This window comes from Caldifermentibacillus hisashii (genome assembly GCF_039654145.1).
In the GTDB taxonomy this organism is placed as follows: domain Bacteria; phylum Bacillota; class Bacilli; order Bacillales; family Caldibacillaceae; genus Caldifermentibacillus; species Caldifermentibacillus hisashii.
On sequence record NZ_CP155467.1, the window covers coordinates 2368906 to 2386097 of the forward strand.

At 37.3% G+C, this 17192-nt stretch carries 19 protein-coding genes; 6 read left to right on the forward strand and 13 right to left on the reverse strand.

Features of this window, described 5'->3' with window-relative positions:
* Window positions 1-11: 11 nt before the first annotated feature.
* The 4 genes from NSQ14_RS11325 to NSQ14_RS11340 all read right to left on the reverse strand — a co-directional run bounded on the left by NSQ14_RS11325 (window position 12) and on the right by NSQ14_RS11340 (window position 4107).
* Window positions 12-1199 carry a M14 family metallopeptidase gene (locus tag NSQ14_RS11325; RefSeq protein ID WP_346216342.1) on the reverse strand — a complete coding sequence of 396 codons (1188 nt, stop codon included), beginning with the start codon at window positions 1197-1199 and terminating at the stop codon, window positions 12-14.
* Window positions 1200-1358: 159 nt separating this feature from the next.
* A complete protein-coding gene (locus NSQ14_RS11330; protein ID WP_346216343.1) occupies window positions 1359-2318 on the reverse strand; it encodes an ROK family glucokinase in 960 nt (319 codons plus the stop codon).
* 5 nt (window positions 2319-2323) lie between these two features.
* Window positions 2324-2533: a YqgQ family protein gene (locus tag NSQ14_RS11335; protein ID WP_034771045.1), complete on the reverse strand. Its 210-nt coding sequence runs from the start codon at window positions 2531-2533 to the stop codon at window positions 2324-2326.
* A gap of 110 nt (window positions 2534-2643) precedes the next feature.
* A complete protein-coding gene (locus NSQ14_RS11340) occupies window positions 2644-4107 on the reverse strand; it encodes a spore germination protein (RefSeq protein ID WP_346216344.1) in 1464 nt (487 codons plus the stop codon).
* Between the two features lie 394 nt (window positions 4108-4501).
* On the opposite strand from NSQ14_RS11340, the gene NSQ14_RS11345 reads away from it, so the two are divergent.
* The gene (locus NSQ14_RS11345; RefSeq protein ID WP_251246311.1) at window positions 4502-5377 is read left to right on the forward strand and encodes a hypothetical protein; all 876 of its coding nucleotides are present in this window, start codon (window positions 4502-4504) and stop codon (window positions 5375-5377) included.
* Here NSQ14_RS11345 and NSQ14_RS11350 read toward each other — a convergent pair.
* From NSQ14_RS11350 to NSQ14_RS11370, 5 genes are all read right to left on the reverse strand, one after another.
* Window positions 5374-6546 carry a rhomboid family intramembrane serine protease gene (locus NSQ14_RS11350; protein WP_176458881.1) on the reverse strand — a complete coding sequence of 391 codons (1173 nt, stop codon included), beginning with the start codon at window positions 6544-6546 and terminating at the stop codon, window positions 5374-5376. The genes NSQ14_RS11345 and NSQ14_RS11350 overlap by 4 nt on opposite strands.
* A 221-nt stretch (window positions 6547-6767) precedes the next feature.
* Window positions 6768-6962, reverse strand: a complete 195-nt coding sequence (locus NSQ14_RS11355; protein WP_346216345.1) for a hypothetical protein — start codon at window positions 6960-6962, stop codon at window positions 6768-6770.
* 74 nt (window positions 6963-7036) lie between these two features.
* Complete coding sequence (locus tag NSQ14_RS11360) at window positions 7037-7606, reverse strand: 5-formyltetrahydrofolate cyclo-ligase (protein ID WP_346216346.1); 570 nt, start codon at window positions 7604-7606, stop codon at window positions 7037-7039.
* A 174-nt stretch (window positions 7607-7780) separates the two neighbouring features.
* A complete protein-coding gene (gene rpmG, locus NSQ14_RS11365) occupies window positions 7781-7930 on the reverse strand; it encodes a 50S ribosomal protein L33 (protein WP_034771055.1) in 150 nt (49 codons plus the stop codon).
* 54 nt (window positions 7931-7984) lie between these two features.
* Window positions 7985-8575, reverse strand: a complete 591-nt coding sequence (locus tag NSQ14_RS11370) for a hypothetical protein (RefSeq protein ID WP_244811704.1) — start codon at window positions 8573-8575, stop codon at window positions 7985-7987.
* A gap of 276 nt (window positions 8576-8851) precedes the next feature.
* Here NSQ14_RS11370 and NSQ14_RS11375 point away from each other — a divergent pair, with 276 nt between their 5' ends.
* Entirely contained in the window at window positions 8852-9208 is a 357-nt protein-coding gene (locus NSQ14_RS11375) for a hypothetical protein (RefSeq protein ID WP_041846273.1), read from the forward strand.
* Window positions 9205-9672, forward strand: a complete 468-nt coding sequence (locus tag NSQ14_RS11380; RefSeq protein WP_041847531.1) for an endolytic transglycosylase MltG — start codon at window positions 9205-9207, stop codon at window positions 9670-9672. The genes NSQ14_RS11375 and NSQ14_RS11380 overlap by 4 nt, the downstream gene beginning before the upstream one ends.
* A gap of 49 nt (window positions 9673-9721) precedes the next feature.
* Here the strand turns inward: NSQ14_RS11380 and NSQ14_RS11385 are convergent, their stop codons facing one another.
* The 4 genes from NSQ14_RS11385 to NSQ14_RS11400 form a co-directional block, all read right to left on the reverse strand.
* Window positions 9722-11776, reverse strand: coding sequence for a peptidoglycan D,D-transpeptidase FtsI family protein (locus NSQ14_RS11385; protein WP_051989109.1), 2055 nt, complete (start codon window positions 11774-11776; stop codon window positions 9722-9724).
* A gap of 192 nt (window positions 11777-11968) precedes the next feature.
* Window positions 11969-13198 carry an MFS transporter gene (locus NSQ14_RS11390; protein ID WP_034771065.1) on the reverse strand — a complete coding sequence of 410 codons (1230 nt, stop codon included), beginning with the start codon at window positions 13196-13198 and terminating at the stop codon, window positions 11969-11971.
* Between the two features lie 93 nt (window positions 13199-13291).
* Window positions 13292-13897, reverse strand: coding sequence for a superoxide dismutase SodA (gene sodA, locus NSQ14_RS11395; protein WP_034771067.1), 606 nt, complete (start codon window positions 13895-13897; stop codon window positions 13292-13294).
* 155 nt (window positions 13898-14052) lie between these two features.
* Window positions 14053-14184, reverse strand: a complete 132-nt coding sequence (locus tag NSQ14_RS11400) for a DUF456 family protein (RefSeq protein WP_152641301.1) — start codon at window positions 14182-14184, stop codon at window positions 14053-14055.
* A 218-nt stretch (window positions 14185-14402) separates the two neighbouring features.
* On the opposite strand from NSQ14_RS11400, the gene NSQ14_RS11405 reads away from it, so the two are divergent.
* The 3 genes from NSQ14_RS11405 to ispG all read left to right on the forward strand — a co-directional run bounded on the left by NSQ14_RS11405 (window position 14403) and on the right by ispG (window position 17081).
* The gene (locus tag NSQ14_RS11405; protein WP_346216347.1) at window positions 14403-15179 is read left to right on the forward strand and encodes a DUF1189 domain-containing protein; all 777 of its coding nucleotides are present in this window, start codon (window positions 14403-14405) and stop codon (window positions 15177-15179) included.
* Between the two features lie 212 nt (window positions 15180-15391).
* Window positions 15392-15712 (forward strand): hypothetical protein, encoded by a 321-nt coding sequence (locus NSQ14_RS11410; RefSeq protein ID WP_034771072.1) that lies wholly within the window; start codon window positions 15392-15394, stop codon window positions 15710-15712.
* 277 nt (window positions 15713-15989) lie between these two features.
* A complete protein-coding gene (gene ispG / locus NSQ14_RS11415) occupies window positions 15990-17081 on the forward strand; it encodes a flavodoxin-dependent (E)-4-hydroxy-3-methylbut-2-enyl-diphosphate synthase (RefSeq protein WP_176458883.1) in 1092 nt (363 codons plus the stop codon).
* Window positions 17082-17192: the final 111 nt, after the last annotated feature.

Here is a 17192-nt window from a genome sequence, read left to right on the forward strand (position 1 = left end):
AGCACTATTGTTCAACTGTTTAATGTCACTAAAAATACATTCAACATTTCTTCGTATATTTGCGGAAACTGTGAAACCGACAGAGGATTAACACCTAACCCAAGTTCGAACGTAAAACCCGGCTTTTGATAAGCATGGACAAACCAATCTCGAAAACCTGCATGGCTGTCAATATAACGAACGGATTTATAACCGCTTACTTTTTCATATTCTCTTGCCAATCGCGCTGATTCGACAGGTTCTACACCTTCATATCCCCAGTAAAATTCCCTGCCCTGGGTATGGAAAGCTAAAACACGTGAAAATTGTTTTTTTTCAACAAGCCGAGCCATAGCCACCGCTTCCGGTTCGGAAAGTGGAATTTCACCCGGATAGTCCCTTGGCGCCGGACTTTTCGGTTCTTTACGTTCTTTTTCTATTTCCCAATTGGCCGGAAATTGATTATTCAAATCAACCCCCCGAATATTCGCCTTCCACCCGGAAAAATCAGGGGAACCGGAATTTAATGCAAGAATTTCTTCTTTTTTTTCAGCCGGCGGACCTTGAAGAACAAGATTCACGCCATCCGGATTTACCATCGGGACAATTGACAACGTATTTTTATGATAAAGCGGCAGTGCATGTATACCATTAAGCATGTTTTCATTTGTTAATGCAAGGAAAAATGTATTCACCAATTTCATTAACACAGGGGTCGTAATCCATTCATTAGCATGGAAAGAAGCGTTTACATGAATATTTCGTTTTCCTCTTCCTATTTCCAACTCATATATGGGATTTCCAAGTACACTTTCACCGATGGTATTTACCTTGAGAAACGGATATAGACAAAGCAATGTTTCAATATCACGTTGTAAATGGGTGAAATCATAGGTTTGAATATCATTGATGACAGGTTCGGTCACTCTTTTTGGCAATTTTACCGATTGTCCTAAAGCAAGATGATCGGGATGGACACCGGGATTTAATAATAAGAGCGCCTCGACAGGCATTTTACTCATTTTTGCCAATCGAAAAAACGTGTCACCCGGTTGGATTACATATGTCTCTTCCATAAATCCCGGTATTTCTACTTCCATCCCAACATCTAAAAAATTGGATGCAATATGCCGGTTGGAATCTTCAATTAATTGAATTGGAATATGAAACAACCGGCTATATAACCAAAATGAATCACCATGCCGCACACGTACTCTCATTCATATCCCCCTTTGTTCCAACACTTTATTGTCATCTTCATTGTATGAAATGTTTATCCCAGTGTGTCAAACAAGAGAGGAATAGCATAAACAATGTTAACTGTTTTGTGGTTATTCTTTTAACGTTGACACCATCAATTTCTGGAATAGCATAAACAGTTAACTGTTTTGCTTGACCAAATAACCGGCTCCAATAATCCCGGCATCATTACCTAATTCAGCAAGCAAAATCTTTGTATCGGTACCGGTTGGTGGAAAAGCAAATTTCCGGTAATAGGTATTAACCGGTTCCAATAACTTGTTTCCGGCCTTTGAAACACCGCCACCGATAATAATTGCCTCGGGATTCAAAATCGCACTTAACGTACTCAAGGCATAACCTAAATAATAACCGACACGATCGACTATCTCCCCGGCAATCTCATCTTCATGAACAGCATCAAAAATATCTTTGGAAGTTAGTTTCCCTTTTTCTTTTAAGACAGAAGTTAAAATCGTTTCTTTTTCCAAGCTTTCAATTCTTTGCATAGCTAAATTGACAACACCGGTAGCTGAGGCAACGGTTTCTAAACAGCCGGTTTTTCCACAATTACATTGAAAACCATGTTCAAGTTGTACTGTCATATGGCCAATTTCTCCCCCGCCACCGGTCGTGCCGCCAACAATATGACCGTCAATAATGACACCGCCACCGACACCGGTACCAAGAGTAATAGCGACAATATCCTTTAATCCTTTACCTGCTCCCAGCCAGAGCTCGCCCAATGCAGCACAATTCGCATCATTTTCGACATATGCCGGTAACGAGAAGGTCTTTTCCAGTTCAGCCTTTAAAGGATAATTTTCCCAACCAATATTAACTGCCCGGGTTATTCGCCCGTCCTTCAATACCGGTCCGGGAGCACCCATTCCGATACCAAAAAATTGGTCCGGTTTGATGTTTAACTCATTGATTTTCTTATTAAAAGAATAATAGATTTCTTCAACAATGAACTTACCATTTTCCGCTTTGTTTGTCGGTATTTCCCATTTTTCCAATATTTTTCCATCTGTTTTCAAGATTGCAACCTTTGATGAAGTTCCGCCTAAATCAATGCTGAAAATAAATTCCTTTTCCAATACAATCACCTTTTCTTTTTCTTATCTATTTCTTTTTGTATTTCTTGTCGTAACAATAATAATGCCATTTGGTAATCTTTTATATCAATTAATTGCGAGCGAAACAATTCTGTCACTTCCGATTCCATCAATTGTAAATCAGCTAACCGATCGCCGACATATATAATTGTACCAAACTGTTTCAATAATTGTTGAATATCATAAATTGTTTTCAACTCTTCTACCACCTTTTAATCAAAACAAGTTCTCCCCTCTCATTATAAACAAAAAATGATCATAAAAAAACTGCTTCTTCAGCAGCTTTTTTAACAATTGGTTACGGAAATTACCGATCCGGGTCTTTCGGATCCAAAAACTTTGGGCGTGTCCTCTTCAACGGGATTGGCGCCCGAATGATGATGTCCATCATCCCCTTGAAGTCAAAAGGAATAAATGGCCACAAATAAGGGACATTATAGGATTTCATGGTAACCAACAAAAGCACCCATAAAAAGGTCCCAATAACAAAACCAATTTCATGGAGGATGGCAGTCAAGGTTAATAAAATAAGACGGAAAATTCGGTTGGCCAGACTCATTTCATAGCTAGGTGTTGCAAACATCCCAATCGCAGCAATAGATAAATAAAGAATCACTTCATTGGAAAACAGACCAACTTCAACGGCAACTTGGCCGATCATTAGTGCGGCGACTAAACCGAGTGCAGTTGCCAATGAATTCGGGGTATGGATCGCGGCCATCCTTAACATATCGATCCCAACTTCGATTAATAAAAATTGAAGATATAACGGAATTTGACCGTCTTCATTCGGACCGATAAAAGAAAGTCGTTCCGGTAACAGTTCCGGTTGAACGGCCAATAAGTACCAAAGCGGTAATAAAAATATCGATGCCCAGACAGCCAAAAACCGGACAAGTCGTAAGTAAGCACCGACCACCGGCTTATTTCGGTATTCCTCCGCATGTTGCAGATGGTGCCAAAAGGTTGTCGGTGCAATGATGACGCTGGGAGAACCGTCGACAATAATGCAGACATGTCCTTCATATAAATGAGCGGCAGCGGTATCCGGCCTTTCGGTATAACGGACGGTTGGATACGGATTCCAATGATTACCGGATATAAATTCTTCTACTGTTTTTTCGGCCATTGGAATCCCATCTGTATCAATTTTTTCAAGAGACTTTTTAATATCTATTACAAGGTCTTCATCTGCTATATCTTCCAAATAGCAAACAACAACATCGGTTTTCGAGCGGCGACCGACTTGCATATATTCCATCCGCAGTGTCCGGTCACGAATCCGCCTTCTCGTTAAAGCTGTATTAAATACTAATGTTTCAACATAACCGTCTCTGGAACCGCGGACAACACGTTCAATATCCGGTTCTTCCGGGCTCCTTGCCGGATATGTTCTTGCATCGATTAAAATTGCCTTATCGATACCATCCACAATTAATGCAGTAGGTCCGGCCAACACCATGTCAGCAACTTTTTGCAAATCATCGGTTGTATCAATTTCAACATAGGGTATATAGCTTCGAAGTAATTTTTCTAATGGATGGTCAGAAATTTCTTCCGCCTTTAGTCCGCTAAGCAGCTTCATTATTTGCACAAAAACTTCATCTTTAATAAAACCATCAATGAAAAAGACTGCCATATCCCGCTCAGCATAAAGTAAGTCAAGTTGAATGACATCAAAGCTCTTTCCAATTCCTAAAATCTGCCTTAAATTGTTTATATTCTCATGGATGTTTTTCGAAACAGTGATTTTTTCATTATTCGTTTCCATGGTTTTTTACACCTGCCTAATTTTGGCTAACAGGATGGAGATATCCTAATCGGTACACATGTAAAAATTTCTAAAGATTATTCCGAAATACCAGTTTTATGACACCCTATTTTTCACCTAAATGTCCAAGAGGTGTTTTATCAAAAATATTTCGTTCTTTCGACATTATATCCTACCTTAATGTTTGGACAATCGTTTTTTTTCGCCTAATTACCATAATAGACAAAGATATATCCCTTCATACTTCTTTGTTCATCATTTTTACGGTAATAAACTTATTCAAACTCCCGCATCTTGAAATAAATACCAGATCATACATAGATGGACAAGAACATACACTGGTAAAGGAACGAATGATCAATTAATCCATTTAATGAATGGCGGGGAGTAATAGATGAAAACGACAAAAACTTTTCTAATCATATGTTCAGCTCTGATTACCATAACCGCATCTCTGTATTTTTTTCACTTTAAAAATAATCAAACGGTTGAGAGCATCACTTATTTTCCTCTGGATACAGAAGCACAATTCCTTGATGCAAAAACAAAAATAATGAATATCAAAACCGATCAAAATCGTTATCAGTTTTCTGTAAAGTCCTATTCTCGATTGGATCGTCCAACTTATTTACGGCAGGATGTAACTTTCATTTTTGCGGGCGGAATTCTTATCGGTAAACTGGGGAAATGGGAGGAGAGTACAGACAGTTTGGAATTAAGTGGAATTTTTACCGAAAAAGATAATCAAATTGTTAGAGCCATTAGTTTTCACCATGCCGAATTGCATGCAAAAGAAACCATTACAAGCAGTCAAAGCATGTCCGATGATTTTCTCTATATCATCCCAAATGCCCTCCCATCCCTTGTTTCTTTCCAAACGCCGAGTAATGAAGAAGAAACAGGATGGAAGGAAGTCCTGGATAAAGAAGAAAATCAAATCATTTCAACAAATTTAAAAGAAGCAGTAAGACAGCTTGATATTGATTTGGCTGAGTTTCATATAATTCCCTTACCTTTATTAGCCAATTATCAAAAACAGCCGCTCCCTTCCTTTTCCAGACAAAAATCAGATGAAATTATCGGTCAACTTTGGGAAGGGCTATATAAGAACTATTATTTGGGAATAAGAAAACAAAACGGTCAACTCATTTCACCAATCGGCAGTACCGTTCCTATTGTTTTACTATCAAAAGCAAAACAAAACCTTTACGTCATTTTTCAAACAGCAGACAACGAATTTATCTCACTAAAACAACAAATCAATAACTAGATGTTTGGAAACTGATATCCATAGTAAAGGGCAATGGCTGTAATGACAACGGTTAGCAATAAATAATACATTCTATAGCGTTTTTTCGTATCCGGAAGTCCGAGAATACCTGCTGCCAGAAACCCGCCAATCATTCCACCCATATGCCCGGAAATATCGATAGAAGGGACGGCAAAACCGATAACAACATTCACACCAATCAAGGCGAGAATATTGGGCCCGATCGTCCGGAAAAAAGTGTGTTTATGCTCGATTCCGAAATAAAGAAGAGCTCCAAATAAGCCGAAAATGGCCCCACTGGCACCGGCAGATAAATGTGAACTAAAAATAAAACTCGCCAGCGTTCCGAAAAAGCCGGAAAAAAGATAAATTATTAAAAATCGGAGCCGACCAAAAATGCTTTCAACAGCCGTTCCCAAATAATAAAGACTGAGTCCGTTCATAAACAAATGGAGAAATCCAATATGTAAAAACATCGGTGTAAAGAATCGCCACCATTCACCATCTAAAATGGCCGGATTATATTTTGCGCCGAAATAAAGTAATACGTACGGGTTGGTACTCCCGCCGTTCATTTCTAATAAAATAAACACGAAAGTAATAGCAACTAATAGAAAATAAGTAAAAAACGGTTTGGTCCGGTTAAACAACTGTTTTTCACGTTTTTCGGCAGCTATGGTTTCTTGAGCAATCAGACTTTTTAGAGCACCCACTTCATAATCAGAATAATCTTCTTTTATTTGACCGAACGGATTTTGCCCGATAATTTTTGTCACGAATTGAACTGAGTCTTGCAAATGACTTTCATCAAATAAAATGGAATACATTTTCGTTTTTACATTTTCGATTTGAACGGGACGATTGACGTACGGTTCATATGAATCCACCGGTGGGAGACTGGTGAAATAAATATTCAACACTTGAAATTTATTGCGAAAATACATTTTACGAATCTTATCCGCTTGCAAAATCGTTTGCTTCATATCGGAACGCAGCCAATTGCTCCAGTCAATATCTTTCCGTTTCACCCGAATCAACGGAAATTGTTTATGAACGATGTTTTCCAACCAAACTTCCTGTTGATCCTCAGCCAAATGCATAATTCGATATCCATCTACAATCATGGAATGAATAAATTTCCAGTATAAATAATCGGTATGGTAACTCAAACGATTCCCTGCTTTCCTATTCCAATTTCTTACTACCATTGTAATGGAGTAAACGAAAAAATTGCAACAAAGAAAAGCGCAGGTGACTATTCATCTTTGTTCAAACGGGACTTAATCCGTCGCGCTCAGAAATTGACAACAAAAATACGAAGGGCGCCCGCTCAATGACCTGGCATTGGCAACAAAAAAAGACAGACCAATCAAAGCCTGTCCAAAATTCTTTATTGAGCAGATGTTGTCCGAAAAAATGAACGGATAAATAAGTTTCGAATACTCGGGATCCGCATGGAAGTAGCCACCGCCCATTTTCTAATCCGTTCGTTGGCTAAAACCCAATTCATGATGTGGTAACGATATTGAAAAGCCTTGACAATCGCATAGCCTACAAACATTAACTTCAACAAACGTGATAACATTGATTTCAACCTCCTAAAAATAGTTTTTGGCAAATTTCGTTTTTTATCCAAAAATTATCTTGGAGGCCGCCGACTCATTTTTCAAACCCATACATATTATCATCGGTCAGGATTTTTTTCAGCTGATAATCATATTCCTCAAACGGTAACCAATCGACCAGTTGTTCCTGGAACGATAAAACGATGGACTCCCCGGTAAAATTCGGTAAAAAACGATCATAATACCCGCCGCCATAACCCAAGCGAAAGCCGTTTTTTGTAAAAGTTAAACCCGGGACAAATAATAAATCTATTTTAGCAGGATCCGTTTTTTCTGCTTTTTTGGGCAATGGTTCATATAATCCAAAATAACCCTTCTCTACTTCAGAAAAGTTGTGAATTGTATAAAATTCCAAAGCCCTGCTCGAAGGAATACATTTTGGCACCGCCACTAATTTTTCTTCGGACCAAGCTCTCTCAATGATTGGGTGTGTATTGACTTCAGGAAACCTGGAAATTGTAATGCCAATCATTTTTGCCTTATTCCATTCTTCTGTTTTAAACAATTTTTCCGCGATCAAACTTGACTTTTCATGATAATCTTCTTTTGTAAGCAATAACAGTTTGGCCTTCATTTTTTCCCTGAATTCTTTTTTCGATATCATCAGACCCCTCCTATTGTGCGAAAGAAAACTAAAGCGATTGCCGTCGAGTTTGGCAACCTTGCTGGAATTTAAACTGTACCGTATAAAAACCCATGCGATTGACGCCGAATTTACCTTCCTTCTGGTATTTAAACTTTTGCGAATGAAGAAAAACAGCAGGAGAAATCCTGCTGTTTACTTTGTTTCACGATGTACTGTAGTTTTTTTATCACGAGGACAATATTTCTTTAATTCTAAACGATCGGGATTATTACGTTTATTTTTTGTGGTTATATAATTACGTTCACCGCACTCAGTACATGCCAATGTAATGTTTACGCGCATATTATTCCCTCCAGTCCATTCACAAATTACGACCTTACTATAATATCATTTAATTCATGAAAAAGCTAGTCTCGATTTTAGCTGTTCATCCCGACTTAACAATTCTTTTTCAGAAAAGGTTTTTGAGGCAAGCGTCCATGTATAGGCTATGGTCGTCTCATAAGGAACAAGCAGTTGTTCGAGGGTGTATAAGCCAACAACATTCCCGGTTCCAATCGGATTAAATGGAATCACTCCGTCGCAAATTTTTTCAATGTATTGATTCTTTTTTAAAACACCATATTGACTCATCGAGGTACCGTTAATCATACCCGAGGCCAAAAACAATCCATCTTCATTCGTTAAAAATAAAACATCCTTTTTCGGTGAGACAAAAACGTAATTGTTTTTCAGCTCGTTTAAATTGCTTTCGACAAATACTTTTATCGGTACTCTTTGATCTGTTAAATTGCTAATAGAAAGCTTTGCCAAAAGAATATCATCTTTCGTATGCAAATAGCGGCAATTAATATGAAAGCTGCCGTCCATTAACCAATTTTCTCCCGCCGTTATTTTCTTCATTTTTCCATTCCAATAAAGATAATGATTAAATTTCAACTGATATTTCATTTTCATTAAATAATCTTCCGTATGCAAAATATTCATCGTTCCCACTCCCATTCTATATGTTATCTTCCTCTATTTTCACCAATTACTTTTTCAAAATTATTATTATATTCATCGTAACACCAAATCATTATTCGAACAATAAACGCAATTTGTCATATTTTGTTATTTTACCTATGTTTTTTTCGCCATATTTTTTGTAAAATTGACAGGCTTTGATATGATATATGTAAAAATAGGAAAAATTTCTCAGTTATTATTTATCTATGTTGTTCCTTGTCAAATTATGATAAACTTTACGGTGGGAGTGATGATATGGATATTTTAATATTCGTACTAATGGCTATCGCGATTATTTTGATCGTTGTTTCATTTTTTCTTCCCGATCGTACGAAAGAATTGAGCAATGAGGTTGAGCAATTGTCAATCCAGATGTACCAGGAAAATTTTCAAATCAAAAAACGATTGAAAGTTTTAGAAGAAGAATTATTAATTCCTGGTGACATGGATAAAAACCCTTCTCAAGCCAAAAACCCGAATCCAATCATTGTCGGACAAGTTCGTCTTTTACATGAGCAAGGATTGACTGTGGAACAAATTGCGAAACAGTCTGCACTAAGTGAGGATGAAGTGAAGCAAATTTTAGAAACGATTAAGGTGGTCAAGCAATGAATAGACTGAACGTTCGCTTTTTTAGTATTGGAATGTTGGTTGCTTCGATCATTATTTTCCTGTACGGGTTCTTTTTTGAAAATGATACGGCTAAATCGGAACCAACAGCCGAAAAAGAAGGATATACTCTAGTCGAAAAGGACAGATTGGATTTATTTAAAGAGAAAATTGCCGGTCTTGAAGCGGAAAATGCAGAGTTGAAAAAAACGATCGAGGAAAGCAAAAATGCACCAACGAATACAGCAGAACAAGAAAAAGAACAAGTATTTATGTTCGAAATTAGAGAGGGCATGAGTTTGGAAGATATTGCCAGAGGTCTTGCGGGAATTCATATTATTACCGATCAAAATGATTTTATTAACTTCATGGTCCAAAACGGATATGAAAAAAGAGTTCAACCGGGACAATATGAATTTAAGCAAGGAATATCAAACCAAGAAATTGCTGATATGATTACAAAATGATAAAAAGGAACTGTCCTTGGAGTGAATTCTCCTGACAGTTCCTTAATTTTTATGGATTTGTCTCAGTTGTTCCTTGCTCTGTCGTTTCACCTGTTGCTTGATTCTGAGCGGGTTGTTTCGCCCGGTCAGCCTTTATACTGAAATATTTTTCCAACACTTCTTGAGCAATTACTAGGTTCACACTACCAACAGGTGATTTACCTCCAGTATAAAGATTCGGTAAAACAACGGAAATTGCCACTTCCGGGTTATCATACGGCGCATAGCCGACAAAGGTTAGATTTTCAGTTTGGACGGTACTCCCCGTTTTTTCATCTTTAAACCAACTTTGTGCCGTACCGGTTTTTCCGGCTACAACTGTTGGAACATTTTTAAAATAATTCCTAGCTGTACCGCGAGAACCATTGACTACCCGCCAAAAGCCTTCTTGCACCCGTTTAATCCAAGCATCTTGCATATCTACCCGATTGAGGACAACTGGATTCACTTCTTCAATAATTGGGCCAAGTTCATTACTATCTTCATTCGGTTCCCGGATTTCTTTAACCAGTTGCGGTTTCATCCGATAACCGTCATTGGCAATCGTCGACACATATTGAGCCAATTGTAACGGTGTATACGTATCATACTGTCCAAAGCCAAAATATAATAATTGACCCGGATATTCAGGTGCACGTTGAATCCCGACAACTTCATTATCGAAACCGATTCCGGTCTTCGTACCGAGGCCGAACTGGGCAAAATAACTGCGCATCACATTAATTTTATCTAAATCGATATTTAATGTTCCCATATATTTATAGGTTCCGCCGGCTACTTTAAGTGCAACTTTCGCCATATAAATATTCGATGACCGTTCCAGTGCGGTCAAATCATTAATTAAACCCATTCGAGAAACAGATGAAATCGAAGTACCATTTTTAAAGACCATTTTTTCATCGGTTTCCATATTGCCAGGTTTGATAACCCCTGCCTGATACCCCATCAGGACGGTTGCACCTTTGATAACCGAACCAGGTTCAAACGAATACGTAAATGTACCATTGGCATAATCCTCAAATTCTCTCGTCTTTCGATTGTATTGTTTTCCAGCTAGCGATAATATTTCCCCCGTTTTCGGATTCATGACAACAACAAATGCTTTATTAAAATAATTCGTACGCGGATATTGGACAATTTTTGCCATATGCTCTTGAAGGATCCTTTCCACTTCCGCTTGTAATTCCATATCAACGGTCAAAACAACGTCTTTACCGCTTTTCCCGTCAGATACCGATTCGGTATTTATGATTTTTCCGGATTTATCCGTTTCGGTTTTAACAACCGCTTTTGATCCTTGCAAAATATCTTCCAAAGATTGTTCGATGTAACTGTAGCCGACACGATCATTTAAACTGTACCCTTTCGACTGATAAAAATCGACTTTGTCTTCAGGCAATCCTTGTTTTACACTGCCAAGCATTCCTCTAAATACATCGCCAAACTGATATGCCCGTTCCCAGTCCGTCGTTACATCCACGCCCGGCAGATTCGCTAAGTTTTCACTAACCGCTGCATATTCTTCATCGGTGACATTTATATTTTTTACAATCGTTGGGGTCAAAGCGGTAGCCGAATAAATTTTTCGATAAATCGCTGCTACATTCATATCGACCGATTGTAATTGTTCTTCGGTAATTCGCTCCAATTTTAATTGATACAGCTCTTTGTCCTTTAAGTTTTTCTCTTCAGAACGGGTTACAAGTTTCTTTCCATTTTTATTTTCAAGAAGCCAAATATCTTTTTTATCCCGTTCCGTTACTTTTTTCATATCATCCTCTGGCATCTGAATAAATTTGGCCAGCTTTTTCGCAATTTCATACAATTCATCCGGTTGCGGATTTTTAGGCGGCGTGTACGTAATTGCTTTTTGCGGAACATTGTAAACAACTTTTTTATAAGTTGAATCATATAATTCGCCGCGGGGAACTGAATGATTTACAGATATTTCTTCTGTTTTTCGAACTTCATTTTTATATTCCTCACCTTCAACAATTTGGACAACCCCTAATCTTAAAATTAAGATAGAAAACATGACGAAAACAGTAAAAAACAATATATTCATCCGTAAAGGTATATGATTTTTTTTCTTATTGTTTTTTTGATTATTTTTCACAAGTACACCAACCTCTTTCCCTTCATCCACATATAAAGAAGAAAATATCCATACTTTCTATTTTATTTGATTTTGCTTCATATTTCTAGGAAAAGGTTAAGGAAAAGAAAGGGAAAGATGATGAAAGGAAAAAGGGACCTCCTAAGAAAAGATCCCTTTTAATTGAATATGACGAACAAAGAAATAAATAAACAAATAGCCTGAACCAAGGACAATCAATAATAAAGGTAGGATGGTTTTAACCGGAAAATACAGAATCGAAAATAAAAAGATGATAATTGAGCACGCTCGGCCGGCATTGAGAAACAGCTCTTTTACAACAATATATTCAATTCTCATTTCTCTCGCTTGCCACCCCTGCCCGATTACATCATAGGAGGTGGATATAAACGGGACAAGAACGACGGGATAGGCAAAGGCGATTAATGCAGAATAGACAAGGAAAATGGGATAAGAGACATGGAAAATGATGAGGAACACTGAAGTAAATAACAATATCCCGCCAAGTAAAATCGCCCTTTTCCTGTATTGTTTTTTAATAAAGCGACTGGCTAAATAATAAGTAATAAAAGATACAATGGAATTAACGAAAGCATAGGTACCTAATGCCATTTCACTGCCGGTGGCTATGTAAACATATATATTGATAACAAACGCAAAGATCCCTTCTCTAATCCCTTGAAAAAATGTTGCATTTGTCACCATTTTCCAATTTGGATTCCTTTTTCGCTCTTTAATAATGGCAGAGAAAAAATAATTTCCTGTTGCAGGTCTTTTTTTCATAAAAAAACTTAAAATCGTTGCCAAAGCGAATAAGCCAAGGGATGCGGAAAAAATAATTGTATACCCGTAAAATTGTTTGAATTGGGAAATAATAAAGCCGGCAACTAATGGACCGATCATCCCGCCAAGCGAATTTAATACACCTAAAAATCCGTTAAAAAAATCCCTCGTATCCGGTTCGGTAATTTCAAATGTTAATACGTTATAAGCGAGCCAGTAAAATCCGTATCCGATACCAAGTAATGTCCCGAGTAATAGTAAATAACGACTTGCCTCCGAACAAGTCAATAATACTGAAATAAAAAAAATGGCCAAAAAGATCACACCGAGACGAAGAACAATAATGCGATCGACTTTTTTCGCCATTCGTCCGGCAAATATGAAAGTAACCGGTTGGATAATGGCAACGGTCAAATTGTATAATCCTATTTGAAAGAAATCACCCGTTTGTTTCCATAAATAGACATTAACAAACGTATTAGATAAAGCGATACTTAAGGAATAAAGACCGCCAATCAGTAAAAGCAACAGCAAATCTTTTGTGATATGTACATCACCCAGCCATTTTTTTTGACTTTTTTGCTTCATTACATACTCCCCTTTAATTGTATTCTTTGTAGAAGATGGGGAGATATACAAAAAACCAGTAGATACGACTCTACTGGTTTTTTCCATTTAACATTATTTTGCTGCTTGATAACGTTTTGCCACTTCATCCCAGTTAACCACGTTCCAGAAAGCTGCGATATAATCGGGACGACGGTTTTGATATTTTAAGTAATAAGCATGTTCCCAAACATCTAAACCAAGAATCGGTGTCTTTCCTTCGCTTAATGGCGTGTCTTGGTTCGGTGTGCTGGTGATTTCCAACTCACCATTGTTTACGACAAGCCAAGCCCAGCCTGAACCGAAACGACCTGTTGCAGCTTTAGTAAATTCATCTTTAAACGCAGAGAAACTTCCAAATTTAGCGTTGATGGCATCCAGAAGTGCACCTGAAGGCTCGCCGCCACCATTTGGTGAAAGAAGTTGCCAGAATAAAGAGTGGTTATAATGTCCGCCACCGTTATTACGGACAGCAGTGCGAATGTTTTCCGGAACAGCATCTAAGTTAGAAACTAATTCTTCAACCGTCTTATTTTCAAATTCTGTTCCTGCCACTGCATTATTTAAATTTGTAACATACGTATTATGATGTTTCGTATGGTGAATATTCATTGTTTCTTTGTCAATATGCGGTTCTAATGCATCATACGCATAAGGTAATTGTGGTAATTCAAATGCCATGTTTTATTCCTCCTTTGATATAGAAAAATTATGTAATTAAGCTATCATTTGGGAATGAGAGCTTGTATGTTTAGATTAGCAAAACTCGATTCCAGTTTCAAATAAAATGCCTAAAAATTTTTAGAAATGGCTATTGACATTCGGTATTTTTTCTTTTATAGGACAAGAATCAAGAAATATCCAACCATAATAACCATGATCATCAATTTAACAATCGTACTTCCAACAAAACCGATAACGGAACCAAAACCAATTTTTAATGCTTCACGGAAAGACGCTCGATTCACATACCTTCTTTAAAAACAAGATTCCCTATACTAATCATGAAAAGGCATCTGAATAAAAGTGCAAAAAATTTACTGCAGACTTTTTATTGCGCTAATATTTCATTTTAGTTACAAAATGATTACACAATGGGTTGTTATAAACAAAATTATTCATCTCGGCCCATTTATGGGATAATATAGTAATAATGACTACAGAGAACAGGAGGAAGAGAAAACAGATGAATATATTTAAGCAATTTATTAAGAGTATATATTCCCCAAAGGATATCTCGACTTTTCGCAATCAAGGGATGGGCAAAACCTTTGTTTATATATTTTTTCTTTCCGTTTTGTCTGTTTTACCTTTATTTATCAATTTTGTTCAAAACTTTAATAATATTTATGATGATGCTGTTAGGATAATAAATGAAGAGGTACCGGATTTCTCAATTCAAGACGGAAAATTGCATACCGACATAAATGAACCTGTTATTATCGAAGAATCCGGTAATTTCACTTTTATTATCGACAGCACAGGTCAAACAACGGTCGATGATGTGGAATCAAACTATGATGATACTTTAGCCTTTTTAGAATATGATGTTGTCATAAATTTAAATAATCAAACACAAACGATGTCCTATCAGCAACTTGGTTTGGAGGAAATGGGTAGAACGGAAATGCAACAATTTCTCGATTTTGTTGGTTCAGTTAAATCCGTCATTTATGCTTTTTCATTCATTCTTTTTTATCTCATTCAAGTTGCCGGTCAAATAATTTCGATTACAATCCTTGCCTTAATCGGATTAATTCTCAAAAATGCCTTAAAACTCAATATCAACTACGGGCATTTATGGAAATTAAGTACTTATGCGATCACGTTGCCGACGGTCTTTTTCATGATTATGCATTTCTTCCATGCCATTGTCCCGTTTGCTTCTTTGATTAATTGGACGGTTATGATTATCATGCTTCACCTCACAATGAAGGAAATTCCAAAAACGGATATTGATTAAAGTGAAACCTCCATCTTTTTTCTTGGCCGAAAAAGGATGGAGTTTTTTATACCCAATTTCCGTATGTCACCATGTTCGGCAAAATATAATCTATGTCACGCACCCCCTTTCTATTAATTTTTTACTAGTTTTGCAAAAATATAGGAATAATGAAGAAATATAAGCATACAAATATACTAAAATCCGGTAAAGAATTGGTAGAAGGTGGGAACATGAAAAGAGTATTCGGTATTGTCGCCATCATCATTGTTGTCTATGCTATATATTTTGATATCACAGCCGGCACATTACCTGGAGCTGAAAAAAAAGAATCTGTGCAAGAAACTGCTTTGTCTCTTCAATATGTCGAATTGGAGGTAAAACCGGGTGACACCTTGCTGTCATTGATCGAGAGCCAGGGCGGTTACCCTGATGATATTTCGATTGAAGAGATGATTAAGGATTTTTCAGCCTTAAATGAAGGGATTAAACCAGATGATATGCAATTTGGAGAAACATATAAAATACCTGTATATAATCAAAAAAAATATTAATCCATTGCTATTTGCATGCAGCAAGCCCCTCTCCCATCTTCTTTTTCATTAAGTTAAAACTTGGTGGGATTCCTTGACTCCGTATGAGTGGGATGAACAGTATGAGGATAATTTTTTGCAGGCAGAATGAGTAATTTTATCCCTTTTATTAGTAAGTGAACGGTAGGGAGAGAACGATTTTCCTTGCCACTTAAAATCAATTATTGTTAAAATGAAGAGGAGCAATTTCGTCCAGCATTTTGGAATTCATGATAAGGGAGAGAGTATCGTGGGTGAAATTACACATCGTACAAAAACACGTCCTGTCAAAGTCGGGAATTTAACGATTGGCGGGAATAATCTTGTATATATTCAAAGTATGACAACAACGAAAACGCATGATGTTGAAGCAACAGTTGCACAGATCCATAGATTAGAAGAAGCCGGCTGTCAAATTGTTCGTGTCGCTGTTCCCGATGAACGGGCTGCTAATGCGATTTCGGAAATAAAAAAACGAATCCATATTCCACTTGTAGCCGATATTCATTTCAACTACAAGCTTGCCCTAAAAGCAATTGAAGGCGGTGTTGATAAAGTTCGGATTAATCCGGGGAATATCGGAAAAAAAGAAAAAGTCGAAGCAGTTGTAAAAGCGGCAAAAGAACGAGGAATTCCAATCCGTATTGGTGTTAATGCCGGATCTCTTGAAAAACCAATTCTCGAAAAATACGGTTATCCGACGGCTGACGGAATGGTGGAAAGTGCACTTCATCACATAAAAATTTTAGAAGACTTGGATTTTCACGATATTATTGTATCCATGAAAGCATCTGATGTTAACTTGGCCATCGAAGCATATGAAAAAGCAGCAAGAGCATTTGATTACCCGCTTCATTTAGGTATTACTGAATCCGGAACATTATTTGCCGGAACTGTCAAAAGTGCTGCCGGGTTAGGTGCGATTTTAAGCAGAGGAATTGGCAATACGTTACGGATATCGTTAAGTGCAGATCCGGTTGAAGAAGTTAAAGTGGCAAGAGAGTTATTAAAAGCATTCGGACTCATTTCCAATGCGGCAACGCTCGTTTCCTGCCCGACATGCGGTCGAATTGAAATCGATTTGATCAGCATTGCCAATGAGGTAGAAGAATACATTCAAAAAATTAAAGCCCCGATTAAAGTATCTGTTCTCGGTTGTGCAGTTAACGGTCCCGGAGAGGCAAGAGAAGCTGATATCGGTATTGCCGGAGCTCGTGGAGAAGGTCTCTTATTCAGGAAAGGACAAATCGTTCGAAAAGTACCGGAAGAAACCATGGTGGAAGAATTGAAAAAAGAAATTGATAAACTGGCCGAAGAGTATTATCAAAAGGAAAAACAATTAGTAAAATAATGATTGCTACTGAAACCTAAGAGTGTTGAGATCATACATTCTTGGGTTTTTCTTTTATCAAGATAAGATAACGCTTCAAATGAGCACTCCCAAAAAACAAGTGGAGAGAAC